This is a genomic window from Shewanella gaetbuli (assembly GCF_023284065.1).
Lineage (GTDB): Bacteria > Pseudomonadota > Gammaproteobacteria > Enterobacterales > Shewanellaceae > Shewanella > Shewanella gaetbuli.
The window spans coordinates 94,836-120,817 of sequence record NZ_JAKIKP010000009.1 but is presented as its reverse complement, the minus strand read 5'-3'; the positions used below and the strand labels follow the sequence as shown (position 1 = coordinate 120,817).

The 25,982-nt window shown below is 42.6% G+C and carries 20 protein-coding genes; 12 read left to right on the top strand and 8 right to left on the bottom strand.

Going from position 1 to position 25,982, the window contains the following annotated elements:
- Window positions 1–17: 17 nt before the first annotated feature.
- The 4 genes from L2672_RS12655 to L2672_RS12640 are packed head-to-tail and all read right to left on the bottom strand — an operon-like array spanning window position 18 to window position 2,799.
- The gene (locus L2672_RS12655; RefSeq protein ID WP_248996220.1) at window positions 18–536 is read right to left on the bottom strand and encodes a pilus assembly protein PilP; all 519 of its coding nucleotides are present in this window, start codon (window positions 534–536) and stop codon (window positions 18–20) included.
- Complete coding sequence (locus tag L2672_RS12650; protein ID WP_248996219.1) at window positions 537–1,151, bottom strand: type IV pilus inner membrane component PilO; 615 nt, start codon at window positions 1,149–1,151, stop codon at window positions 537–539.
- Window positions 1,148–1,732 carry a PilN domain-containing protein gene (locus L2672_RS12645; RefSeq protein ID WP_248996218.1) on the bottom strand — a complete coding sequence of 195 codons (585 nt, stop codon included), beginning with the start codon at window positions 1,730–1,732 and terminating at the stop codon, window positions 1,148–1,150. Before L2672_RS12645 ends, L2672_RS12650 begins: the two co-directional genes overlap by 4 nt.
- Window positions 1,720–2,799, bottom strand: a complete 1,080-nt coding sequence (locus L2672_RS12640) for a pilus assembly protein PilM (protein WP_248996217.1) — start codon at window positions 2,797–2,799, stop codon at window positions 1,720–1,722. Before L2672_RS12640 ends, L2672_RS12645 begins: the two co-directional genes overlap by 13 nt.
- 201 nt (window positions 2,800–3,000) lie before the next feature.
- Here L2672_RS12640 and L2672_RS12635 point away from each other — a divergent pair, with 201 nt between their 5' ends.
- The gene (locus L2672_RS12635) at window positions 3,001–5,583 is read left to right on the top strand and encodes a penicillin-binding protein 1A (protein ID WP_248996216.1); all 2,583 of its coding nucleotides are present in this window, start codon (window positions 3,001–3,003) and stop codon (window positions 5,581–5,583) included.
- Window positions 5,584–5,642: 59 nt separating this feature from the next.
- On the opposite strand, the gene yjjG is transcribed toward L2672_RS12635, so the two are convergent.
- Genes yjjG through L2672_RS12620 form a run of 3 tightly spaced genes read right to left on the bottom strand, consistent with a single transcriptional unit; the run spans window position 5,643 to window position 8,705 of the window.
- Window positions 5,643–6,344, bottom strand: a complete 702-nt coding sequence (yjjG, locus tag L2672_RS12630; RefSeq protein ID WP_248996215.1) for a pyrimidine 5'-nucleotidase — start codon at window positions 6,342–6,344, stop codon at window positions 5,643–5,645.
- A gap of 12 nt (window positions 6,345–6,356) precedes the next feature.
- Entirely contained in the window at window positions 6,357–7,424 is a 1,068-nt protein-coding gene (locus tag L2672_RS12625) for a phosphotransferase enzyme family protein (RefSeq protein WP_248996214.1), read from the bottom strand.
- Between the two features lie 54 nt (window positions 7,425–7,478).
- Window positions 7,479–8,705 carry a hypothetical protein gene (locus L2672_RS12620; RefSeq protein ID WP_248996213.1) on the bottom strand — a complete coding sequence of 409 codons (1,227 nt, stop codon included), beginning with the start codon at window positions 8,703–8,705 and terminating at the stop codon, window positions 7,479–7,481.
- A gap of 603 nt (window positions 8,706–9,308) precedes the next feature.
- Here L2672_RS12620 and gmk point away from each other — a divergent pair.
- The 5 genes from gmk (at window position 9,309) to trmH (ending at window position 13,610) form a co-directional block, all read left to right on the top strand.
- On the top strand, window positions 9,309–9,932 hold the full coding sequence (gene gmk / locus L2672_RS12615; RefSeq protein ID WP_248996212.1) for a guanylate kinase: 624 nt from the start codon (window positions 9,309–9,311) through the stop codon (window positions 9,930–9,932).
- A gap of 61 nt (window positions 9,933–9,993) precedes the next feature.
- A complete protein-coding gene (gene rpoZ / locus L2672_RS12610; protein WP_248996211.1) occupies window positions 9,994–10,272 on the top strand; it encodes a DNA-directed RNA polymerase subunit omega in 279 nt (92 codons plus the stop codon).
- A 13-nt stretch (window positions 10,273–10,285) separates the two neighbouring features.
- Window positions 10,286–12,391 (top strand): bifunctional GTP diphosphokinase/guanosine-3',5'-bis pyrophosphate 3'-pyrophosphohydrolase, encoded by a 2,106-nt coding sequence (spoT, locus tag L2672_RS12605; protein WP_248996210.1) that lies wholly within the window; start codon window positions 10,286–10,288, stop codon window positions 12,389–12,391.
- Window positions 12,392–12,427: 36 nt separating this feature from the next.
- On the top strand, window positions 12,428–12,811 hold the full coding sequence (locus tag L2672_RS12600; protein ID WP_248996209.1) for a RidA family protein: 384 nt from the start codon (window positions 12,428–12,430) through the stop codon (window positions 12,809–12,811).
- Window positions 12,812–12,908: 97 nt separating this feature from the next.
- Window positions 12,909–13,610 carry a tRNA (guanosine(18)-2'-O)-methyltransferase TrmH gene (gene trmH / locus L2672_RS12595; protein ID WP_248996208.1) on the top strand — a complete coding sequence of 234 codons (702 nt, stop codon included), beginning with the start codon at window positions 12,909–12,911 and terminating at the stop codon, window positions 13,608–13,610.
- 25 nt (window positions 13,611–13,635) lie between these two features.
- Here the strand turns inward: trmH and L2672_RS12590 are convergent, their stop codons facing one another.
- On the bottom strand, window positions 13,636–14,082 hold the full coding sequence (locus L2672_RS12590) for a GNAT family N-acetyltransferase (RefSeq protein WP_248996207.1): 447 nt from the start codon (window positions 14,080–14,082) through the stop codon (window positions 13,636–13,638).
- A 334-nt stretch (window positions 14,083–14,416) separates the two neighbouring features.
- On the opposite strand from L2672_RS12590, the gene L2672_RS12585 reads away from it, so the two are divergent.
- The 6 genes from L2672_RS12585 (at window position 14,417) to L2672_RS12560 (ending at window position 25,965) form a co-directional block, all read left to right on the top strand.
- On the top strand, window positions 14,417–16,072 hold the full coding sequence (locus tag L2672_RS12585) for an AMP-binding protein (protein ID WP_248996206.1): 1,656 nt from the start codon (window positions 14,417–14,419) through the stop codon (window positions 16,070–16,072).
- A 503-nt stretch (window positions 16,073–16,575) separates the two neighbouring features.
- Entirely contained in the window at window positions 16,576–20,859 is a 4,284-nt protein-coding gene (gene fdhF, locus L2672_RS12580) for a formate dehydrogenase subunit alpha (protein ID WP_248996205.1), read from the top strand.
- Between the two features lie 207 nt (window positions 20,860–21,066).
- Window positions 21,067–23,142: an ATP-dependent DNA helicase RecG gene (gene recG / locus L2672_RS12575; RefSeq protein ID WP_248996204.1), complete on the top strand. Its 2,076-nt coding sequence runs from the start codon at window positions 21,067–21,069 to the stop codon at window positions 23,140–23,142.
- 193 nt (window positions 23,143–23,335) lie between these two features.
- Window positions 23,336–24,220: a DUF3014 domain-containing protein gene (locus L2672_RS12570; protein ID WP_248996203.1), complete on the top strand. Its 885-nt coding sequence runs from the start codon at window positions 23,336–23,338 to the stop codon at window positions 24,218–24,220.
- Window positions 24,221–24,416: 196 nt separating this feature from the next.
- Window positions 24,417–25,151, top strand: coding sequence for a beta-ketoacyl synthase chain length factor (locus L2672_RS12565; protein WP_248996202.1), 735 nt, complete (start codon window positions 24,417–24,419; stop codon window positions 25,149–25,151).
- Window positions 25,144–25,965, top strand: coding sequence for a lysophospholipid acyltransferase family protein (locus L2672_RS12560; RefSeq protein WP_248996201.1), 822 nt, complete (start codon window positions 25,144–25,146; stop codon window positions 25,963–25,965). Before L2672_RS12565 ends, L2672_RS12560 begins: the two co-directional genes overlap by 8 nt.
- The last annotated feature ends 17 nt before the right edge of the window (window positions 25,966–25,982 follow it).

Below are 25,982 nucleotides of genomic sequence, written 5' to 3'. Positions count from 1 at the left end.
CCTCATCCTTCGCACGGTTATTGACCTGAAAGTTCTAAGCTACTTGGGCGTTCAGCCCAGCAACCTGAACCGTCAGGAATTAATTCTATAATTTCGATGTATTGAGGTGTCACATTGGCAATACGACCATGATAAAGACCTAAATACTCACCTACACCCATACGATAAACATTGGAATCGGTCGATTCGACTAATGCCCAAGTGGTGCCATCTTCGCTCAACGTTCCACGCATTTTTAAATTATCTAACGCGTAGGTTTCTAAGCGACCTTTACGCCTTTTAAGATCAGGCTGTAAGCAATCTTTTGAGGTGTCGATAACTTCTTCGGTTAACTCCCTTGAGGGAGGAATAAACGGACTACGCATCAGCTCCGCTTGATAAGCAAAATGCTCAAACTTTGGTGTCTCTTTCAAAGGTGGAATATGTGCAACATGCTGTGCTTTTGTGGTCGTCACAAATAACTTTAGGTCACTGTGGTCACCAATACAACCTGTTAACAATACGCTAGCACCAATAAAAATGGGTAAAAGTTTCATTTACTTCTTCCCCTTATTTTCTTTAGGTAACTGTGCACCTTCTTTAAAACGGTATGTTTTGGCTAAAATAGCCATCGACAAACCACCTGCTTCATTATGAGTAATGGTAAAGTCATGCAAACTCACAATACGGGGCAACTTAGCCACACCACTCACCATATTGCCTATTTGGTGATAATCGCCCTCGACGTTTAATCGAATCGGAAACTCTATATAAAAGTCGCGCTCAATTTCAGCATCCCAATCCAAACTATTAATACGTAGGCCTGCATCAGTTGCCACAAAAGTAATATCATCAAGTAATCCAGGCATTTCATTTTCAGAAGGCAGCATTTTTAATAGCTCTGCAAATTGCTCTTCCATGATGACCAATTGTTCACGATATAACTTAAGATTAGCAGCTAAACGATATTTCGACTCAAAATCTGCTTTTAATTCAATTTCTTTCTTCTGTTCCGTCTCCATCACGGCAATAGTATCAGCGATAAATAAATAGTAACTCGCCCCGATGACACAAAGAGATAAGAAAGAGGCAAACACAATCTTAACTAACTTTGGCCAGCTACCAATATTCTCAAAATCAATATCATTAAATTGGTCTAAATCTAGATTCATTTTGTCGCTCCTTGTTGCATATCAAGGGCTTTATTTCCAAATTCATCTGTAATCGACACTCTTAATTTAAAGCGTTGTAACTGACGTATATTGTCATTTTGAGAAATAATAGACTGCATACTTGGGTCATTTAAAAAACGTGATGTTTTTACTTTTCTCATCATATTAGCAACGTTGTTATTGGATTCACTTCGTCCTTCGATCCAAAGAATACTGCCTTTTTTCTCAATACTAGATAAATAAATTCCTGGAGGGACAATTCTAACTAACTCATCTAAAACATGTGTCGGCAAATTACGTGATTGCTGAAGGCCAAGAATAATTTCTGTTCTTCTTTCAATGTCCTTTTTACGCTCAGTAATTTTTTTAATTTCGGCAATTTGCGCGTCTAACAGGCTGATTTCAGACATTAAGTATTGATTACGTTGACGCTGATCATCTGTGACTAACTCAATATAGCTGATAAACAGGTATACCAACAAAGAGGTCAACAAAAATACCAGTGCAAGAATACCGATAAAATCGCGCTTTTGTTTTTCTCGTGACTCTTCACGCCACGGCAGTAAGTTTATGTTCGCCATTGAGCATAACTCCTCAAGGCTAACCCACTGGCTACCATAAATTTGTTTATTGAGGGTTGTATTTGCGACTTAATATTGTCATCTGCGTGTAAGCATCCCTGAAATGGGTCTGCTACAATCGCATGAACACCTAATTCCTTATCTAACACTGAGACCATCCCCTCTAATTTACCCGTACCACCACTCAACACGACGTAATCAACTTTATCGCGGCCGCTGGCAGTACAATAAATTTGTAAGGTACGCTTAATTTGTTGCAGTAACTGCGTTTGAAAAGGAGATAACACTTCAAACATATAATTACGAGGTAGGTTAGCACTTATTTTCGCAGCTTCAGCTTCAGCATAAGACATGCCATAAAAAGACAAAATTGACTGAGTGAATAATTCACCACCAAAAGCTTGTTCTCGAATGAATGTAGTTTCACCGGCCTCAACCACTGCAAAAGTGGTAATATTGGCACCCACATCAACCATAGCAATGGTTTTATCTTTCGCGCCTTCTGGCAGTTGTGAGTATATTAATTCCGCAGAACGACCAAGCGCATAACCTTCAACATCAACCACTTTGACATCTAAGCCAACGTCATCAAGTGCATCTACTCGGGAGTCAATATTCTCAGTGCGGCATGCACTTAATAGTACATCCACCTTTGATGGGTCCGTTGCGTTTTGACTAAGCGTTTCGAAATCAATGCTCACTTCATCCAGTGAGTATGGGATTAAATTATCCGCTTCAATTTCAATTTGTGCTTCCATTTCTTCTTCGTTTAATGAAGCGTCCATGTAAATCACTTTTGTCATAACCGCAGATCCAGAAACTGCCACAGCAGCATTTTTCACACCTTTAGGTAAAGAGCGCATCACTTTTTGTAAGCACTCCAATAAGGCCTCTGAATCACGAATATCATGATCAACCACCGCACCTTTTTTAATTGGCACAGCAGCATAGTTTTGAATTTTATAACCGTCAGCAGTCTTACCCAACAATATGGCTTTTACTTCATGAGAGCCAATATCGACTCCCAGCATTTGCGGTGCTTGACGTTTCCATAATTTAGAAAGCATATTCCATCATCACTATTCTATTATTGTTTTAATAAGTTTTAGTAAGTTTTCATAGTAGCACAAAATCATCTAGTTACACTTATTTGTATAAAATGTTTCTATTTTTTACAAATACTATTTTAACTTTCGCCGTTTTTACTTCAACAAAACGCCTACGGCTTATATACTATTGCCTCTATTTGAGATTTTTGGAATTGATACGTGAAGTGGTTTAAGCGATTAATTATTGCCTTTTTAAGTTTAACTTTATTAGGAATTGGCGCTATTGCAGCGGCATATTTTTATGTATTGCCAGATTTACCTGATGTCAATTCACTAAAAACAGTTCAATTACAAACGCCATTACGTATATACAGTAGTGATGGAAAACTCATTTCTCAATTTGGTGAGAAACGTCGAATTCCTGTCGAATTTGAAGAGGTGCCGCAACAATTAATTGACGCAGTACTTGATACTGAAGACGCTAGGTTCTTTGAGCACAAAGGCATTGACCCCATTGGAATTATTCGTGCAGCGACCATTTTGATCACCACCGGTAAAAAGAGCCAAGGTGCCAGTACTATTACCCAACAGGTCGCTCGTGGCTTTTTCTTATCGAATGAAAAAACCTACATTCGTAAAATTAAAGAAATCTTTTTAGCCTTAAAAATTGAAAAAGCCCTCACCAAGCATGAAATCTTAACCCTTTATTTAAATCGCTCATTTTTAGGTAACCGTGCTTACGGTGTTGGCGCAGCAGCTCAAGTTTATTACGGCAAAAACTTAGATGAATTAACCTTACCTGAAATGGCGATGATTGCCGGTTTACCTCAAGCGCCTTCAGCAGCGAACCCAATTCGCAACCCAACCAGAGCCGTTGCTCGCCGAAACTGGGTATTAAGCAGAATGCTTGAGAGAAACAATATCACTCAAGATGAGTATCAAGCTGCTAGCAATGCTCCAGTCACGGCCAAATATCATGGGGCTGAAATTGACTTGTATGCGCCATATATATCTGAAATGGCTCGTGATTACATGATTCAAAAGTACGGTGAAGAAGCTGCTTATACCAATGGATATAATGTTTACACTACTATTTCTTCAGACTTACAGCTCATGGCACAAGATGCATTACGCAACAATGTATTTGCGTATGACCAACGTCATGGGTATCGCGGTCCTATTTCGCAACTATGGACAGAAACACCGTTAGAACATGAACAAATTATCGAACGATTAAGCAAAACATCAGAGCTACAAGGTATTAAACCCGCAGCAGTGTTGAGTGTATCTGAACAACAAGCACAAGTTTTATTGGCTAATGGTCAACAACAAACCTTGAATTGGAACGGGCTAAAATGGGCTCGTAAGTACATCACAGATAAGCGTCAAGGTTTACCCCCTAAACTTGCCAGCGATATTCTAGATGTGGGGCAACAGGTGTATGTCAGGCATAACGGTGACCATTGGCAACTCTCTCAAATTCCTGAGGTTTCCAGTGCAACGGTCAGCCTTGATCCATTTGATGGAGCTATTCGTTCATTAGTGGGTGGATTTAGTTTTGGTCAAAGCCAATTTAATCGAGTCACACAAGCCAAGCGACAGTTAGGTTCTAATATTAAACCCTTCATTTATGCGACAACATTAGAACAAGATTGGACTTTAGCGACACTTATTAATAATGCACCAATCAATAAGCCAGACACTCGCCAAGGGACTGCCTGGAGGCCTAAAAACTCACCTGATATTTATGGTGGCCCAACACGCTTACGAGTGGGTTTAGCGCAGTCGATTAACGTAATGTCTGTTCGCGCATTACGTCATACAGGCATACAAAAAACCATTGATACGTTGGTTAAGTTTGGTTTTGACCCAGCCGATTTACCACGGAATGAGTCTTTAGCTTTAGGTTCTCCCTCTGTAACACCATTGCAAGTGGCGACAGCGTTTAACGTATTTGCCAACGGTGGCTACTTAGTTGAGCCCTACTTTATAGACCATGTTACTGATGCCTTTGGAAATGTGATTGAGCAAGCATCACCAACACTAGCCTGCTCACCTCCTGAAGAAGTCAGTGTTGAAACCGACGTTGATACTCAATCTGCACTTGAAATCGACGATCCATTTTCTGCAATGAGCGATGAACTCAACAATACCGATGATGCTGCCTCAGTTGCCGCAAGCTTAGATGATGAGGCGTTAGTTTGTCAGCGTGAGAATGGCCGTTATGCCAAGCAAATTATTTCTGAGCAAACCGCTTTCTTAATTACCGAAGCATTAAAAAGTGTTATTTGGGGTGGCGGTGATTGGAGTAAAGGGACGGGCTGGAATGGTACGGCTTGGCGTGCGTCAAAGCTGATCCGTCGTCACGATATTGCGGGTAAAACCGGTACAACCAATGAATCAAGAGACACTTGGTTTAGTGGCTTTAATCCAACACTAACGTCAACTTTCTGGGTAGGTTTTGATGATCACGGGCGTCAACTGGGTCGTACAAGTTGGATGGCAAATGGCGCACCTGACCAAATATCAGGTGCTGAAGCAGGTGCGAAAACAGCTGGCCCAGGTTGGAATGATTTCATGAATCAAGCGTTAAAAGGTACTCCAGAATATCCATCTGAGCCTCCTAGAGGCATTGTATCAGTACGTATTGATTTAGAAACCGGTAAGCTGACGCGTAAAACTGACCATACCACCTCATTCGAATACTTTGTTGAGGGTACAGAGCCAACTGAGTATGTGAAAGAGGCTCAACAGTCAGGTGAAATATTTATCGATAACCCTGCAGAAGATTTATTCCAATAACAGCTAAGTCTGATAACCCAAGGGCAGTAAACTGCCCTTGGAATGTTAGGCATATAGGTTTATTTATAAGCGGGTGTATCAGCCAATAAACGTTGCTGAAGTTCTAACAGTGAATTCACTTGATAATGCGGTAAAATAGCATCATCGGCGACTAGGTTTGCGCTATTTAACCAGCAGGTATCAACCCCCGCATTTAGCCCACCTAAAATATCTGATTGCAAGGTATCGCCCACCATTAATACATTGGCTTTATTTGGCTGGCCCATCTTCTCAAATGCATAATCAAAAATGGCTTTATCAGGCTTTGCTTTACCCACTTCTTCAGAAATTATGACTTGTGAGAATGCATTACTTAAACCTGTACGCTGTAATCTAACTTGCTGAAGCTGAGTAAAACCATTGGTAATAATACCCAGTTTCACTTTACCTTTAAGCGAATCAATTAATGATTTTGCCCCCGGTAAAGGTTGGCAAATGTCGGCCATCGCCATTAAAAAACCATGATTTAACGCATCAGGGCTCACTGATAGTTTTTGCCCCCACTCATCAAATCTTTGGGTTTGTAATGTTTTAGCATCAATAGTGCCGTTTTGATATTCAACCCAAAGCGGCTTATTCACCTTTTGATAATGATCATAATCTGCTTCAGAAAACTGCACGTTATAATGAGAAAATAATAATTTTAACCCCGCAAAAGCATCAAAGTGGAATAAGGTTTCATCAGCGTCAAATAATATCCACTGGTATTTTGAGATATGCATATTGAATCAGCGCTACTCGAATAAAGGTTTTAAGATAGCCTCTTGGGCTAACAAGCTTTTAAAAATAGTCAGCTGGTTTGCCGCGCGGTCTAAATTATGGTGGTCGCGATGAATAGAAAAATAAACGTCGCCGTTAATATGGTCAGTTAAAAATCGGCAGCCTAACATTAATGCCATCACCTTAATACCTAACCACAAGCTCCGTTTTTCTAATGGAGTTATGATTCCTTCCAGTGCATTGATGTAACTTTCACTTGCCGCAGCAATGATGTTAGGTCTGGCAATGACTTTCTCTAATGAGGTTGAATCCTCTTCTTCTGGCGAACAGAATGCACGGACCATATCGCCAAAGTCGTACATTAAATACCCTTTCATACAAGTATCTAAATCAATAATCGCCATGCTCGACATATCGCGTTTATCAAACAGCATATTATTAATTTTAGTATCATTGTGACAAATTCTCAGTGGTAACTGTTTCTCAATTTGAGCTAGCTCATCAAACAAAGATTGTTGAGTTAGTATCAAATCAACCCACTGCTGACAACCCTCTAAACGTTGACACTTATCTTGCTCTACCGCCTGTTGCAGCTGAGCGATACGAAAAGGTAAATTTAAAAAGTCTGGAATAACATCAATAACTTCGTTGGGGTTAAGAGAGCTTAAGGCTGCCGCAAAATGGCCAAATGCATTAGCGGCAACACTGGCATGTTTAGGCTCACTGACCACTTCAATAGTATGACTATTCGACAAGTAACCAATAGCCCGCCAGTAACCTTTATCACCCAAATCGACAGCATAAGATTGTTGCAAGGTTGCAATAGGATGCACAACATCTAACTGATAATGACCTTGCTCAACTTGCTTTTGTAAATGCTGGCTCACTACCACTGCATTTTGAATAAGATATTGTGGCTGTTCAAAAACGTCAGTATTAATTTGCTGCAAAACAAATTCGTGATTGGCGGATCGAACTAAATAAGTTTGATTAATATGTCCATTTCCAAGCGGTGAGATAGTGACTTTTTCTGCATCAACACCATAATGAGGCAAAACTTGCTGCCTAATAAAATCTCTCACTCACACACTCCATTTTTATTCTTTCGCAAACTCTACGAGTCCATATATCAAAATTTATCTTAAAAAATCAGCAAATACGGCATGCTGTTGCAAGGTTGCTTGACTGCCCTTTAAGCTAAAGTCATATCCGCAAAGTGTAAAACTACCACGCATTGCGATGTGATTAATAATAGATTTGTTATCTAAAGGTGAAAAACGCGCTTCGGTTGACTCGTCAGCTTTTAAATCCACTCGCATGGGGCGATACTGGCTACCATCATTAAACTCAAGATAACTGCAGCTTTTGTCGCCTTGAGCTGAATCCAAACGCCATAGGGTTTCAGCATCCCCCACTTCACCTAACCAGCGAACAATCAGGATATTATCTTGCATGACTATCCAAAAACCATCAGGTAATTTAGCACTGACCCTATTTTGAGACTGGTCAGGTTCATTCATTTCAGTAGCAGCAGCATCAAGGTTGTCATCTGTTTCAAACCCGTTTTTAACTGCAACCACTCCCCAGATTATGAGCCCCAAAGCACATACACCGCCAACGACCTTCAAGCCCAATATCAGTTGTTGTTGATGTGTTTTAGCCACATTTCCCCATGACTTGAGTAGCTCAGTCACAGAGCCGGTATCCAGCGCATTCTTGTCTACCTCAAACCGATGGTCTGCGTGCCAAGGCTGAGTTAGTGGCTCACTGTTATTGGCTGTTAATGTGGCATTGTTAGGGGGTGTTACCATCTCTGTGGTCGCTAGTTCATCCATTCTTACAGCGGCGTAAGGCTCATCTGCAGTAAAGTTATTTGTAGTGTCAGCGACTGACTCATGGGATACGTTTTCTGTTGGTTGACCACCAAAAACTTGCGGCTCGTAGCGCTGCCGAACTTGGCCTAATTCTGATTTTGTTTGTAATCGCGGGCCATAGTACCCCTCTTGATAGACCTGTTTTTTAGCCGCTGGAAAAAAACTAATGAACACGCCAAATGCAATGCCAAATAATCCTAAGCCCGCAATAACGCCCAACGGCCATATAAAATAACACCCCATACCAAAAATGATATGAGGGATAACGGCAGCTAATAACCAATAATTGGCTTTGGACGCATCTCGTAAACGTCTAAATGCTGATAAACCTGTCACCGCACTAGAAACGGCAAGAACCAATATAATGAATAAACTATGAGGAAAAATCAGGCTCACTAATGCTAACAAACTATAGCAAGCGAGCAAAATTGCCATAAAACGGAGATTATTATCGCGGCCTTGATAGCACCAAAGCGTATTCAACTGCATGGAAAATCCTTAAGTCGTCTCCCCAAAAAGCGTTAATCACAGCGGGAGTTTTTAAACGAAAATATAAAAGTACGCCTTATTGTACCCTGAACCTATCTAGCTCAGCGAGCCTTGGTGAAAAACTTATACTGACTTCACCTAAAATGGTCACTGAGTCATAAAAAACGCTAACTTTAGTGCCCCAATCACTGACAGAAATAATCTGTGATCTTGGTTGATATACTCATTAATTAATCACTTAAAAACTAAATTGTCCTATTCTTATGACTATGTAGGCTGTTTTTGTTGAGTTATAATATAAGGATCTGCTGGCCTTTCGAGCTGATTTTTACAGCGCTATGTGGGAATTTATATCAAAGCAGAGGCTTTGACATATAGCTAGCCTACATTAAAAGCCAATAACGTCGTAGAAATGAACCACAAAGGCTGCCCGAAGGGTTCGGCTATAATCGCTTTATGCTTTGTTAAGCAGTATTTACTTAGAGTGACTAGGCTACATACTCCTTGTCGCGCCTAAAACGATTCTATCTCGAACAAAATTTAACTGCTAAAGGTCTTTATACCCTAGCATTTTCTTAACCGTTATATGAGAACAGCAAGAATATGAGTACTCGTGGAAACCTTTTTATTGTGTCAGCCCCCAGTGGCGCAGGAAAATCATCGTTGATATCGGCACTATTGAAAGACAAGCCTCTAGACAAACAAGTTTCTGTCTCTCATACCACTCGTCAACCTCGCCCCGGCGAAGTAGATGGCCAACATTACCATTTTGTCACCGTTGAACAATTCAAAGCCTTAATCGCTGAAAATGCTTTTTTTGAGTGGGCAGAAGTATTTGGTAATTATTACGGCACGTCACGCACGGTAATTGAACAAACATTAGCCAATGGTATTGATGTCTTTTTAGATATTGATTGGCAAGGTGGCGAACAAGTTAAAAAATTAATGCCAGAAGCGATCGGGGTATTTATTTTACCACCATCAAAAGATGAGCTAGCTCGCAGACTGACTGGCCGAGGCCAAGACAGTCAAGAGGTTATTGACAATCGTATGGCGCAAGCAGTGTCTGAAATGTCACATTACAAGCAATATGATTTTGTCATCGTAAACGATGATTTTGACACCGCTTTAACCGATTTACAGGCAATCATTCGCAGTCAACGGCTCACCATGGCTAGTCAGACCCATACACACAATGATATGCTTGACGATCTATTGGCAAACTAATTGTCTTAGTGTACAATTTTGCGTCATTTTTTCCTCGAAGATAACACTGGAGTTTCAACACATGGCTCGCGTAACTGTAGAAGACGCTGTAGAACAAATTGGTAACCGTTTCGATATGATTTTGGTTGCGGCGCGTCGTGCACGCCAAATCGCCGTGCAAGGTAAAGACCCTATGGTTGAAGAGATGAATGACAAACCAACCGTTATCGCATTACGCGAAATCGAATTAGGTTTAGTCACCTCGAATACTTTAGACGCTGACGAACGTCAAACTGTCCGTGAACGTGAAGCTGCTGAAATAGCCGCTGTTGCTGCTATTGCAGAAGGTCGCGTAATTTAAGGAGTAGCGCCACTTGTATCTGTTTGAAGGTCTGAAGGAATCGGCATCCCATTATTTGGAGCCGGAACAACTAGAATTACTCAAGCAGGCCTATTTGGTTGCGCGAGACGCCCACGAAGGGCAAATGCGCACAAGTGGCGAGCCTTACATCACCCATCCGGTTGCGGTTGCTCGCATCCTTGCTGACATGCGCCTTGATTATGAGTCGTTAATGGCAGCACTGCTTCATGACACCATCGAAGATACTCCCGTCACCAAAGAAGAGCTCACTGAGTTATTCGGCATTGATGTGGCAGAATTAGTTGAAGGTGTATCTAAACTAGATAAAATCAAATTTCGCGATAAGAAAGAGGCTCAAGCTGAAAACTTTCGCAAAATGATGATGGCAATGACGCAAGATATTCGGGTCATTCTGATCAAACTTGCAGACCGCACACACAACATGCGCACCCTTGGGGCATTACGCCCAGACAAGCGTCGCCGTATTGCCCGTGAAACTCTTGAAATTTACGCCCCTATCGCTAACCGTCTTGGTATTCATAACATCAAGATTGAATTAGAAGATTTAGGCTTTCATGCTTATTACCCCATGCGTTATCGGGTGATAAAGGAAGTGGTTCGTTCAGCACGCGGCAACCGCAAAGAGTTAATCAATAGCATTGAAAGCGCTATTGAAACCCGTCTTGAAGACGCTGGTATTAAAGGCACCGTTAAAGGGCGTGAAAAAAACCTCTATTCCATTTACCAAAAAATGCGCAACAAAGAGCTGCAATTTGAAGAGGTGATGGATATTTATGCCTTTAGGGTTATCGTTGATAGTATAGACACTTGCTACCGCGTATTAGGTGCAATGCACGGGTTATATAAACCCCACCCTGGCCGATTTAAAGATTATATTGCCATCCCTAAAGCCAATGGTTACCAATCATTACATACCTCATTATTTGGCCCCCATGCCGTGCCGGTTGAAGTGCAAATACGTACCGAAGAAATGGACCAAATGGCCGATAAAGGGGTCGCGGCGCATTGGATGTATAAAAACAAAACCGATGCTTCGCAACAAAATACCACTCAAGTTAGAGCACGCAAATGGATGCAAAGCTTACTTGAGTTACAACAAAGTGCGTCTAGCTCATTTGAATTTGTTGAAAACGTTAAAACAGAACTTTTCCCTGACGAAATTTATGTATTCACACCAGAAGGCAGAATTTTAGAACTGCCTGTTAATGCCACTGCGGTCGACTTTGCTTATGAAGTACATACCGATGTGGGTAACACCTGTGTGGGTGCAAGGGTAAACCGCCAAGCGTATCCATTAAGTCAACCATTAATCTCAGGGCAAACGGTTGAAATTATCACCGCTAAAGGTGCCAGACCCAATGCTGCATGGTTAAACTTTGTGGTTACCGGTAAAGCCCGCGGCAAAATTCGCCAAGTATTAAAAAGCCTTAAAGGTGACAATGCAGTCGCGTTAGGTCGTCGTTTACTTAACCACGCACTTGGCAGCACTAAAATTGAAGACATTCCAGCAGACTTAATTGATAAAGTTATCAGCGAAACTAAACATAATAGCTTAGATTCTTTGTTAGCCGACATTGGTTTAGGCAATGCCATGAGCATTGTAATTGCCCAACGATTACTTGGGCAAAAGCTAGAGTCAGTTGATAGTAAAGACGGTCACTTAATGCCTATTCGGGGTGCAGAAGGTATGCTAGTAACCTATGCAAATTGCTGTCGCCCTATTCCGGGTGATGCAGTAATTGCCCATGTTAGCCCAGGTAAAGGCTTAGTTGTTCATATGGAAAGCTGCGCCAATATTCGCGGTTACCAAGGTGAGCCTGATAAATATATTTCGGTTCATTGGGACAACACTGAAGGGGTTGAGTACCAAGCTAACTTGCGAGTAGAAATTGTTAACCACCAAGGCGCACTGGCTAAAATCACCTCCATTATTGCTTCTGCTGGGTCAAATATTCATAACCTCAGTACCGAAGAGCGTGATGGCCGCGTATTCCAAATTAACCTTCGCATCTCGGTTAAAGATCGTGTTCATTTAGCTAATGTTATGCGTCGTATACGCGTACTTCCTGAAGTGCTAAGAACATCACGCAACAGATAATATTTATATTCATAATAATCAACAAGAGACATTATCATGGCAGAAAAAACAATTATCGCGACCGACAAAGCACCACAGGCAATTGGCACCTATTCTCAAGCGGTTAAGGTCGGTTCTACCGTTTATTTATCAGGTCAAATCCCACTAGTTCCAGCAACAATGGAAATGGTGAGCGACGATTTTTCTGCTCAAGTTGTTCAAGTATTTGAAAACCTTACGGCAGTATGTGAAGCCGCTGGCGGGAAGATGAGCGACATTGTAAAACTGAATATCTTTTTAACTGACTTGTCTCACTTTGCCACCGTGAACGACATTATGAGTCGCTACTTTAGCCAACCTTACCCTGCTCGTGCAGCCATTGGCGTGAAAGAGTTACCAAAAGGTTCATTGGTTGAAATGGACGGAATAATGGAGCTATAAGCTTTAATTATGCTCTAAGGGGGCGCTTTGGCGCCCTTTTTTATTATCTGTAATAATTGAAACCAATACTAAACACCGTCCAAAAGTATACCGAATTATGAGCCCAGAACGTTTTGCCCGCATTAATCAAATGCTTGATAACCGCCAAGCAGATTTAACCCTCTGCTTAGACACTGTGCATAAATCGCAAAATATCTCCGCCATTGTCCGCACGGCAGATGCAGTAGGTATTCACCAAGTTCATGCCGTATGGCCCGATATTGAAATGCGCGTATCTGGTAATACGGCTTCAGGTAGTCAACAATGGGTTAAAACCATAGTGCATCATAATATGAATGATGCCGCACAGGCGTTTAACAGCCAAAACATGCAAGTTTTAGCCACTAATTTTTCAGAATCTGCGGTAGATTTTCGTAAGGTTGATTACACCAAACCTACAGTAATCATTATGGGAAATGAACGGGACGGTGTTAGTCCTGAAGGGCTAGCAATTGCAGATCAGCACATTATTATCCCAATGCTTGGCATGGTGCAATCGCTTAATGTTTCAGTTGCCTCAGCATTGATTATGTATGAAGCTCAAATGCAACGTGAAAAAGCAGGCATGTATGGCAAACGCACCTTAGACTACGCTTATTGCCAAAAAATGTTATTTGAACAGGGCCATCCAGTTTATGCAAAAGCCTGCCGACGCAAAAATATCCCTTACCCAACCATTGATCAACAAGGCCAAATTGCCGCAGATGAGTCATGGTGGCAGCGCATGCGAGAGCCTGATCCTAATGCAGAAGAAGCATAATTATAAAGCCAACTTATAGGCAATGTTAAAGCGGTTTTGTCATGTAATAAAATCGCTCATCCTCATCAGATACCTCAAACCCGTAACGACAATAAAGTGGATAAGCAGGGCTAATCTTAAATACTTTTAGCTCAATACGCTTTACGCCTGAAGCGAGTGCAAACTGTGCCACATAATTCAGCGCATGCCCTCCTACACCTTTACCTTGATGCTGCTGTGACACTTGTAAATCGCGTAAATAACAACACTCAGCATCAAATGATAAGCGTAATGCCCCAACAATTTCACCCTGCAATAAAATTTGCCAATTATCTAAATGGCTAATTTGCGCCAGAATTTTACTCACATCCCAATCCACACCATAACGAGCATAATAACGACTCATATTGGTATAAGTTAGCTGCGCCGATATCGCTAAATCTTCAGTTTTAATCGAGATAAACTGTACATTTATTGGTGAATTATCTATCAAGTTTTACTCCAAAAATTAATATCGCTTCGTTAAAGGCAAACCGGTCAATCACGAGCACCAAACCAATCCAAAACCTTTTAACAACATACCCCACCCAAAAGCACTAAACCAGCCTCAAACTGCCGCAACCCCAAATTAACAAACTAGCGATTAAATCTGGTTTTTATTACATATTTACGGTTTTTAAGCTGGTCAGATCTTCTAATCAACGATAAATGATTAACATCTAGGCAACTCAAACTATTTGCGCCAGTTCACAAAACTCGCCATACTAGTTCAAACGCATGTTTGAACTAGTCGTATTTTCAAAAATTATAATTAAGAGAAAAACCCTATGAATAATGCAATTAAAACCCCTGTTGAAATGTTATCGCATTGGGTTGAAACTCAAGGTGACACTGTCTACTTACGCCAACCTATAGACGGTAAATACGTTGAGTTTACTTGGCGTGAAGTGCAGCAGCAGGTTCAACAAATCGCTGGGGCACTGCGTCATTTAGGGCTTGTTCCTGGGGACAAAGTGGCGATTTTATCTAAAAACTGCGCCGAGTGGTTTATTACAGATTTAGCGTTAATGCTAGGTGGCTATATTAGCGTGCCTATTTACCCAACAGCCAATGCCGATACTATTCGCTATGTTTTGGAACATAGCGGTACTAAAGCAATTTTTACCGGCAAATTAGATTACTGGGCAGATCAAGAAGCCGGTGTTGGTGGCGATTTACTGCGTCTTGCGATGCCTTACGACACCATGCCGTCACAATATCAATGGCAACAATTACTCAGCTTAGGTGAGCCCTTAGTTGATGCGCCACTCCCTTCTACTGATGACATAATGACCCTCATTTATACATCAGGCTCAACGGGTAAGCCTAAAGGGGCTATTCACACATTTGCCAACTACAGCTGGACGTGTGAAGCCGTAGTTCGCGATTTACAAACTACTCCGTCAGATAGATTACTATCATATTTACCACTGGCTCATATTACCGAGCGAGTCGCAATACAAGGGTCTTCTTTCTATTCAGGCTCTTCGGTGGCATTTGTTGAAAGTCTTGATAGTTTTGTGGCTGACGTACAGCGTTGTCGTCCAACGGTATTTTTCTCAGTCCCGAGATTGTGGACCTTGTTCCACCTCAATATCATCAACAAAATTGGCGAAAGTAAGCTTAACTTGTTACTAAAACTGCCGATTATCAGCAGTATAGTAAAACGTAAAATTCAAAAAGGCTTAGGTCTTGAGCATTGTCGTTTATTAGGTTCAGGCTCAGCGCCTATTCCACCCAGCTTACTTAATTGGTACCACAGCATAGGTATGAATATTTGTGAAGCTTGGGGTATGACCGAAAATAGCGCTTACTCAATTATTAACTTCCCGTTCAATGCCAACAAAATTGGTAGCGTAGGACGCGCAGTTGAAGGCTGCCAAGTGCGCCGAACAGACCAAGGCGAACTGATGGTGAAAAGCCCCGGAGTGATGCAAGGCTATTACTTACAAGAAGAAGCGACGGCTGCCGCATTTGATGAAGATGGCTTCTTCTATACCGGTGACTTATGTGAAATTGACGCCGACGGCTATATTAATATTACTGGCCGGGTAAAAGATAATTTCAAAACCTCTAAAGGTAAATACGTCGCTCCAGTACCTATTGAACGTAAGCTAGCACAAGACTCACATATTGAACTGATTTGTGTTATTGGCTCAGGATTACCTCACCCAGTGGCAATTGTGCAGCTTTCTGAAGGCGCAGCAAGACAGCCTCGGGAAGAAGTGCGCGCGTCATTAAAAGCAACCTTAGATAGCATTAATCCAAACTTAGAATCACATGAACATGTTGATGCTATTGTAGTAGTTAATGAACCTTGGACTGTTGAAAACGACGTATTAACGCCAACCTTAAAAATCAAACGTCATGTGCTTGAAAAGCAATTTAGCGCCAAGGTCGATGGTGTGCGCGGCGCAGTAATCAAATGGGAAGATGAGCTATAGGCATTCATGCTCAAACTCAGTAAACTCTGTTTATTGAATAAAAAGGTGCATCAGAAATGAGGCACCTTTTTTCATTTTATGCCGCAACCCTCTATAAATACTCGCAATTAGCCATCTGATTGCCACAGTCTTCCGTTAAATGACATAAAACAGTCGCTACAAAGAGATATCACCACAATAGCCAACTCAAAAGGGAGAGTTATTGATGAACAGCAATAAGGTTGTGATTTCCAAGCTTCTGAGATGTTGTTAAGCCACACAAACTTGACCTTCATCAAACAAAGCCCATCCACCAACAAATCGTAGCGCACACTTTTACCACAAGTGTGATTACAGCTGCATATTCAGCACAATCTTAAGTACAGATTACGTCATTTTTAAATCGCCTGAGTATACTTAAAAATAACCTCTAAAGTGGACTGAACCTGTTTATGTACCTAGGTTTAGCCCGTTTAAAGTACCCAAAAATATAAAGCCCAAAAATAAATAACAAGGCCATCAAGATGATAACGCTGAACATTGACGGTACAAATGTATCTGTTGACTCGCAACTAAACTTACTTAAAGCTGCCCATAAAGCGGGCATTATCATCCCCAGTCTTTGCGACCCCAGCCAAGAAAACACTGCTACTAGCTCCCACAAACAACACTGTAATTTGTGCATGGTACAAATTAACAATAATGACAATAGCTGCAGACAAGTACGAGCATGTGAAACGCCAATCGAACAAGGCATGCAGGTGATTACCCAATCCACTGAACTCAGTGCCGTTCGCAAACAAGCATTAACCAATATCTTAGCTGACCACTTTGCAGATTGTGAGGCACCATGCCAACAAGCTTGCCCTGCTGGAGTCGATATTCAAAGTTACCTTTACCACATAGCCCAAGGTAATCATCACGAGGCGGTAAAGGTGATAAAACAAACCTTGCCGTTACCGCTTTCAATTGGCCGAGTCTGCCCCGCATTTTGTGAAGCTGAATGTCGACGAGGCCTGATTGATGAACCCGTAGCTATACGTCAATTAAAACGCCATGCGGCAGATTTAGATTTAGCCGATGCAGAAAACCAGCAGCATTACCAAGTCCCTAGGCTGCCAGCAACAGGTAAAAAAGTCGCGATTATCGGTAGCGGCCCAGCAGGATTAAGCGCAGGCTATTACCTATCTAATCAAGGGCATGAAGTATGTATTTTTGAGTCAATGCCTAAAGCCGGTGGCTGGCTACGTTATGGCATTCCTGAGTATCGCCTACCTAAAGACATTTTAGATAAAGAAATCAATCTTCTAACTGAAAATGGCTTACACATTAAAACCAATACCGTATTAGGGCAAGACATACACCTTAATGCCCTTACAGAAGAATATGATGCCGTCTGCTTAGCCATTGGCGCCCAAAAAGCCGTACCAATGAACTATCCCGGTAGCGATTTAGCCGGTTGTTACTTAGGAGTCGACTATCTAAAAGATCATTGCACCAACAAAAGCTTCAATATTGGTAAAAAAGTCGCCGTAATTGGTGGCGGTAATACCGCAATTGATTGTGCTCGTACCGCGGTAAGAGACGGTTGCGATGTTACCCTAATTTACCGTCGTACCCGCGAAGAAATGCCAGCAGAGCCTTACGAAATTCATGAGGCTGAAGTTGAAGGAGTGAAGTTTCACTTACTCACCAACCCCATAGAAAACATTGCCGACAACAATGGTCGCGTTAGCCAAGTCGTGTTTAATAAAATGCAATTAGGTGAGCCAGACGCCTCAGGACGTCGCTCACCCAAAGCCACAGGCGAAACCTTTACCGAGCAATTTGACACTGTGATTGCCGCAGTATCACAAACCACTGACCTGAGCTTTCTACAAGACCCTGACAGTCACCTAACCACTGGCGAGCTCGCCCTGAGCCGCTGGAATACTTTTATTGGCTGCGAACACACTATGTCAGCCGGTATTGAAAAACTATTTGTTATTGGCGACTCCCGCCGAGGTCCAGCCACCGCCGTAGCGGCTATTGGTGACGGTCGAAAAGCCGCTATCGCCATTGATAAACTGCTGCATAATCACCTAAGTTGTGAATTGCACGCCAAACCTTTTAACGCGACCAAAGCCGCTAAAACTACCGATTTGTCCAGCAGCCTATATCCACACGAAACCCAGCAAAATAGGCAAAAAATGCCTGAGCTATCAGCACTGCAACGCCTATTAAACTATAGCGAAGTCGAGTTAGGTTTTACCCCAGATTCGGCAATGCAAGAAGCTGCGCGCTGTTTAGAGTGTGCTTGCCAAGCCAATACCGACTGCAAATTGCGCGACTACGCCACCGACTATAATATTGATGCAAGCGAGCTAAACACCCAACAGGCAAGACATTTTGCTGTTGATAAGTCGAGCCCCTTTATTCACTTTGACGCCAATAGGTGCATTAGCTGTGGTAAATGTGTTGAGGTATGTGAGCAACAAAGCGGCCACTGCGCCATTAAGTTTGAGCGCAATAGTTATCAGGCACTACCCAGCGGATTACAAGATAATCGCCAAGCCCCTCGGGTTGGCTTTAGTGCCTCAATGCGTGACAGTGACTGTGTTCAATGCGGGAACTGTATTCAAGTTTGTCCTACCGGAGCGTTAGTGGATGCCCGCGATAAACGCCAAGGGCAAACGCAAGCATTACAGTCAACATCAACTATATGTACCTATTGCGGCGTGGGCTGTCGTATTGATGTCAAAGTCGACCCGCAAAGCCAAAAAATTGTCCGGGTAGAAGGGAATCAAGACTCAGAAGTAAACCAAGGAATGTTGTGTGTTAAAGGCCGTTTTGGTTTTGACTTTTTACAAAGCGAGCAACGTCTTACCACTCCTCTTATTCGCAAAGCTGGCAAGTTAGTCCCTACTAGCTGGCATGAAGCACTGGAATTTGTGGCTAACAAGCTTAAAGATATTCGCCAAAACCATGGTAATAATAGCTTTGCTGCATTGTCTTCAGCTAAAGCCACCAATGAAGAAAACTACCTATTACAAAAGTTTGTTCGCTCAGTTATGGGCACCAATAACATCGACCATTGTGCTAGATTATGTCACTCGTCCACCGTATCCGCGTTACAAGCCTCATTAGGTAGCGGTGCGATGACCAATGACATCCCCAGTATTGCAGAGTCTGATGTGATTTTTATTATTGGCTCAGATACTGAAAATGCACACCCCATTATTGCGTCTAAAATAAAACAAGCGGTGCAAAAAGGCGCCAAGCTAGTGGTTGCCGACCCTAAAAAAGTCACCATTGCTGACCACGCACACCTGTTTTTATGCCATAAACCCGGTACAGACGTAGTACTCATTAACGCAATAATGGCTGAAATTATTCGCCACAACTGGCAAGACAGTCATTATATCGCTGCAAGAACCCAAGGCTATGAAGCGGTTAAATCAGAAGTGCTACAACCCCAGTACAGCCTTGAAACAGCAGCAAAAATTACTGGTGTTAAGGCCAATGATATTGCCCAAATGGCTAAGATAATTGGCACCGCATCAAAAACCGCCGTTTACTATGCCATGGGGATCACCCAGCACACCTCTGGACATGACAATGTTACCGCCATCGCTAATTTACAATTACTGTGCGGCAATATTGGCTTAGCTGGTGCAGGAATTAACCCACTGCGCGGCCAAAGCAACGTGCAAGGTGCTTGCGATATGGGTGCATTACCAAACTACTACACTGGGTATCAGCAGGTCACCCAACCAGAAGTACAAGCCAAGTTTGAACAGCACTGGGGCTGCACGTTATCTAGCAGTATTGGTTTAACGGCCACTGAGGTCATGCATGCCATTAGCCATGATGAAGTCAAAGCCCTATATGTGATGGGCGAAAACCCAGTGTTAAGTGACCCAGACCAAGCCCATGTACTCGAAGCGTTAAACAAAATTCCATTATTAGTGGTGCAAGACATCTTTTTAACCGAAACCGCCCAATTAGCTGATGTCGTACTTCCTGCTGCCGCCTTTGCTGAAAAACAAGGACACTTCACCAATACCGAGCGCCGCGTACAGCAGTTAGCCCTAGTCATCCCACCACCGGGAGAAGCATTAGCCGACTGGCAAATTATCCAACAATTAGCCAATTTAATGGGCGCCAACTGGCAATATGCCAACGAGCAAGCTATTTGGCACGAAATCACTCAAGTTACCCCTCAATATGCAGGCATTAGCTGGGCACGATTAGCGCCAACTACTGAGCTTCACCCAAGCCAGCAAGGTGTCAGCACAAGTAAACCTAGCCAAGGCATACAATGGCCATGCCCAGATGAACAACATCCTGGCACGCCAATTTTGCATCAGCATACATTCACCAAAGGTATCGCAGTAATGCATCCGGTGAGCTACCGTTTACCTGCTGAGCTACCTGATAACGACTATCCCTACACCTTATCAACAGGGCGATTATTGGAGCAATTTCACACTGGCACCTTGTCCAGAAAAACCCAAGGCTTAAATGAACTGGGCATTCCCAAGGTGATGATTTCAGTATTTGATGCTGAACAGCTCAATGTTAATAATGGCGATATGCTGACATTATCAACCCGTAGAGGCAGTATTGATATTCAAGCGTTTGTTACTAAACGCGCCCAAGTTGGGGTACTCTTTTTGCCGTTCCACTTTGTCGAAGCTGCAGCTAATAAGCTGACAAACAACGCCCTCGATCCAGTGGCAAAAATTCCTGAATTTAAGATTTGTGCGGTCAATGTAACCAAAACCACCGCCAACCAAGCCAGTAATAAGGAATGTATGCCAGCATAGTAAGCTGCAAACATCATACAGCCTGCAATTAAAGTCAAAGCCTCGATGAACGTCGAGGCTTTGTTTTACTGAAACGGCTTCAACATGCACTTTAACCTTAGTCACCATTGCCTTAGATGGAAACTTTGCTAATATAGGCCAATACATGTATATATTTACAGTGTTAGGTTCTGTTGACCCTAGTATCTGAATTGGAGTCGGTACGCGTTGTTGCATTTAGACCAAGTCCCCATTACTGAACTAAAAGGTGTGGCGGCTAAAATGGCCGAAAGGCTTCACAAACTCGGCATTAAAACAGTGCAAGACGTACTGTTTCATTTACCATTGCGCTATGAAGACCGAACTCAAATCTACCCTATTTCTTCTTTGTGGATGGGCAGTTACGGCACCATTGAAGCCGAAATCCAGTCAACCCAAATCATTCAAGGTCGCCGTCGCATGTTAGTGTGTAACGTGCGTGACGATACAGGCCCAATGACCCTGCGCTTCTTTAATTTCTCCATTGCACAACGTAATGCTATGCAACAAGGTGAAATTATCCGCGCCTACGGTGAAGTTCGTCGCGGCAATCACCACCTTGAAATCGTTCACCCTGAATATAAAATTATTAAACAAGGTGAAAGTGCAGATTTAAGTGAAACACTGACGCCAATTTACCCAACCACCGAAGGGCTAAAACAAGCAAGCTGGATAAAACTCACCGACCAAGCCTTAGCTAAATTGCAACAAGGCGGCTTAGCAGAACTTATCCCAACAAACTTGCAACCCAACAATTTAACCTTGCCACAAGCACTCGCTATTTTACATCGACCCGACAAACAGGTTGACCCCGAATTATTAGAGCAAGGCCAACACCCAGCTCAGCAACGCTTAATACAAGAAGAATTACTGGCCCATAACCTAAGCATGTTACAGCTAAGGCAGAAGTCTCAACGAGATGCTGCAGTGACCTTACCTCTACAAGGCCACTTTATTGAGCCCTTTTTAAATCAATTACCTTTCTCACCCACGGGCGCTCAACAACGGGTTGTAGCTGAAATTAACCAAGACCTTAACCAAGCCCATCCCATGATGCGCTTAGTACAAGGTGATGTGGGTTCTGGCAAAACATTAGTGGCAGCAATGGCAGCATTACAAGCTATTGAAAACGGCTACCAAGTGGCCATGATGGCACCCACTGAATTACTGGCAGAGCAACATGCCGCTAATTTTAGCCAATGGTTTGAGCCACTTGGGTTAACCGTTGGTTGGCTTGCTGGCAAACTCAAAGGTAAAGCCCGTGAAAAATCATTAGCCGATATCGCCTCAGGGGCGGCTCAAATGGTTATTGGTACCCACGCCATATTTCAAGAAGCGGTTAAGTTTGACCGATTGGCACTCATCATTATTGATGAACAACATCGCTTTGGTGTTCATCAGCGTTTAGGCTTACGTGAAAAAGGCATTAATCAAGGGTTTCATCCTCATCAGCTGATCATGACTGCAACTCCTATTCCCAGAACGCTAGCCATGACAGCCTACGCCGACCTAGACACTTCAATTATTGACGAATTGCCGCCTGGCCGAACCCCGGTGAGCACAGTAGCAGTATCTGACAATCGCCGTAATGACGTTATTGAACGAGTCAGACAAGCAGCATTGCACGATAACCGCCAAGCCTATTGGGTATGTACCTTAATTGAAGAGTCTGAAGTATTAGAATGCCAAGCCGCAGAATACACCGCAGCCGAGCTAACCGAGTTATTACCCGAATTAAAAGTCGGCCTAGTGCATGGCAGAATGAAAAGTGCTGAAAAACAGCAGATTATGGCGCAGTTTAAAGCCGGAGAGCTTCATCTGCTGGTCGCCACAACGGTGATAGAAGTGGGCGTAGATGTGCCCAATGCCAGCTTAATGATTATTGAAAACCCTGAACGTCTAGGCCTAGCCCAACTACATCAATTACGTGGCCGAGTAGGACGAGGCGCAGTGGCTAGCCATTGTGTACTACTTTACAAAGCGCCATTATCAAAAACGGCCACCAAACGCTTAGGGGTATTACGAGACAGTAATGACGGCTTTGTTATTGCACAAAAAGATCTTGAAATACGCGGTCCAGGCGAAGTACTCGGCACACGACAAACAGGCTTAGCAGAATTAAAAATAGCCGACCTAGTACGTGACCAATACCTTATCCCTAACATTCAAAAGTTAGCCGTGCACATTCAGCAGCAAGCCCCTGATAATGTGACCCCAATTATTCAACGCTGGTTAGGAGATAAACAACAATATGTACAAGCCTAATCACAGTTTTACTCCCTAATATTGCTGAATATTCAGTCGGTGGTGAGTAAAGATGATTTTTTATTTATATTTGTAGCAAATACTGGACAAGCATCAGTATTGTTGCACAATGTATTGAGTACAAATAGCCTGAAATCAGCATAATGCCTATAGGTTATTTAGTGTTGTCGGTAAATTTAGCTAAGGAAATGCAATGCAGGTTACCAAAGAAGATCGCGCCACTCCGACGTCAGAACCCAAAGCCGCACCCAACACAGCCTTAATCGGTATTGTTGTAGTATTGGTGATAGCCGCAGCAACGTATTTTTATATCAACAGTCAAGAACTCCCTCCAGAGCCAGTAGAACCTATTCCGGTTCAGCTACCCGAGCCAGTGCCTGCTCAACCTATTGAGCAAGCTCCTATTGAAGAGCCTATTATTGAAGAGACCATTGAAGCTCCTTCTGACACCGTATCATTAGGTGAACCTGAAACCCCTGTTGTGGAAGCTGAGCCTCTACCTGACCTATCTGAATCTGATGACTTTATGGAGCAAAAAGCCCTTGCCGTTGCTGATGGTATGAAAATAGACCCACTGATCATCAAAAAAGATATGGCTCGCCAACTCGTGGTCTTTGTAGACAACTTGGCTCAAGGTGAAGTCATTCGTAAAGCCAGCCCATTAAAAGGGCCTGAAAGTAATTTCACCGTCAGTGAAATTACTAATAAAACCTATTTAAATCCTGACAGCTATCATCGCTATGATTTATATGCTGACTTTATTAGCGGCTTAGACAAGCAGCAATTAGCAAACACTTACCAAGAGTTAGCCCCATTATTTGAACAAGCTTTTGATGAACTCGGCTATAGCGACCTACCATTTGATGAGCGTATGCAACAGGTTTTCAAAATGGTGTTAGATGCTCCCATCATTGAAGACCCTATTGAGTTAACCTCTATTTCGGTTAATTACCAATTTGCCGATCCAAATTTAGAAGCCTTACCTAATGCGCAAAAGCTATTGATCCGAATGGGGCCTAAAAATACCCGCAAAATTAAAGATGCGGTTAAAAAATTACAGCCATTGATAAAAAACTAACATTCATAGGCCTCACTAAGGCATGACAAATAAAGCGATGATAATTAACCGTTATCATCGCTTTTTAGCTTTTACTCTATATTGCCATAGTGAGTTTGGTGTACAATTGCACCGTTAATTTAAAAAACTTTTATCATGTTGTTTTAGTGAATTAACATCTTAGATATGGAAGACTAAGCAACGCAGAGGCAATGAAGTGCAATTAGCATTTGATATATTATCTTGGAGCGCATGGACACCTGACTTTCAAACCAAAGAAAGCTGGCTAACCTGGCAACAACCCAATCATACAACAGAGCAAACCACTGTTGCTCCTAAATTAGCCCAAATTCCGGCAATGCAGCGCCGTCGCTTCAGTCGGCTCACCAAAATGATGCTATCGGTCGCATTAGACTGCCAAGTCAGCACCAATACTCGTAGTATATTTGCCTCAAGACATGGCGAGCTCAATCGCACTATTGGCTTATTAGAAGACATTGTGATTAAACAGCCATTATCACCCATGGCATTTAGCCAATCGGTACATAATACCGGTAGCGGGATCTTCGGTATTACTGCAAAAAACAAAGCCAGCTCAACCTCAATAGCGGCAGGCACTCAAAGTATGCCCCAAGGGTTAATAGAAGCTTACGCTCAATTAGATGCAGTCCCTTCGCCAGTATTATTTATTTACAGTGACGACCCAATTCCGCCCGTTTACAACCAATATATCAATGAAGTAGAGCTACCCATTGCGTTAGGTATGCAACTGGTAAAAGCCACTACAAACGCCAACCCTAATAGTGTCGCACGTCTTATTATCAGTACAGACACCTCCAATGACCAAAGTCCAGACATTTGCTTAAGCCAGTTTATTCATCACCTTGCAAGCAACCAATCTTTACAAGGCAATATGCGTCAATGGCACTGGATGTTAACCACGAATGAGTAACCAAGTTCACGCCCATACCCCCGCTAAAAAGCTCGCAGGTGTCGCTTATATTCCCAGATGGCTTGGTGGCACCTGTTGTTATATTGTCTTTGGTTTAGGTGGTTTGCTTAGTTCGCTCACCGTGTTACCAGTATTAAGGTTTTGGCCAGGAAGTTACCCTCAAAAAATCGCTCGTGTTCAACGCTATGTCAGTTGGATGTTCCGCCAATTTGTAAAAATGCTCACTTTTTCAGGGGTTATAAACGTCACCGCTCCGTCGCCTAATCCACTAAGCAAAATACAGAATACCGTAGTCATTGCAAACCATCCCACATTAGTGGATGTGGTGGTGTTAATTAGCCTAATGCCGAACGTGGGATGCGTGGTTAAACAAACTTTATGGCGAAATCCTTTCATGCGCGGAGTATTATCTTGCGCAGGTTATATTCCTAATAGAGGGGCACAATTATTATTAGACGATTGTGCCCAAGTACTTGAACGAAAGACCAACTTAATTATTTTTCCTGAAGGCACTCGTACACAACCCAACAATATTATTAACCCTTTTGCCAGAGGGGCTGCCAATATTGCAGTGCGCACAGCAACGAATATCGTGCCTGTGGTATTACGCACTGATGTTGCAGGGTTAACCAAGCAACAACCATGGTATGAAATTCCCCGACAAACGATTAATATGTCTGTTGAAGTGGGAGAAGCAATAGATTATCAAACTTACCGTCAAATCGATGCCAGTGATACCAAACTTGTCAGACAGTTGACCCGTAAGCTGGAGCAATTTTATATTGCACAATTAAAGCACCCAGTTCCACAATAAAAACTCATATATAAGAA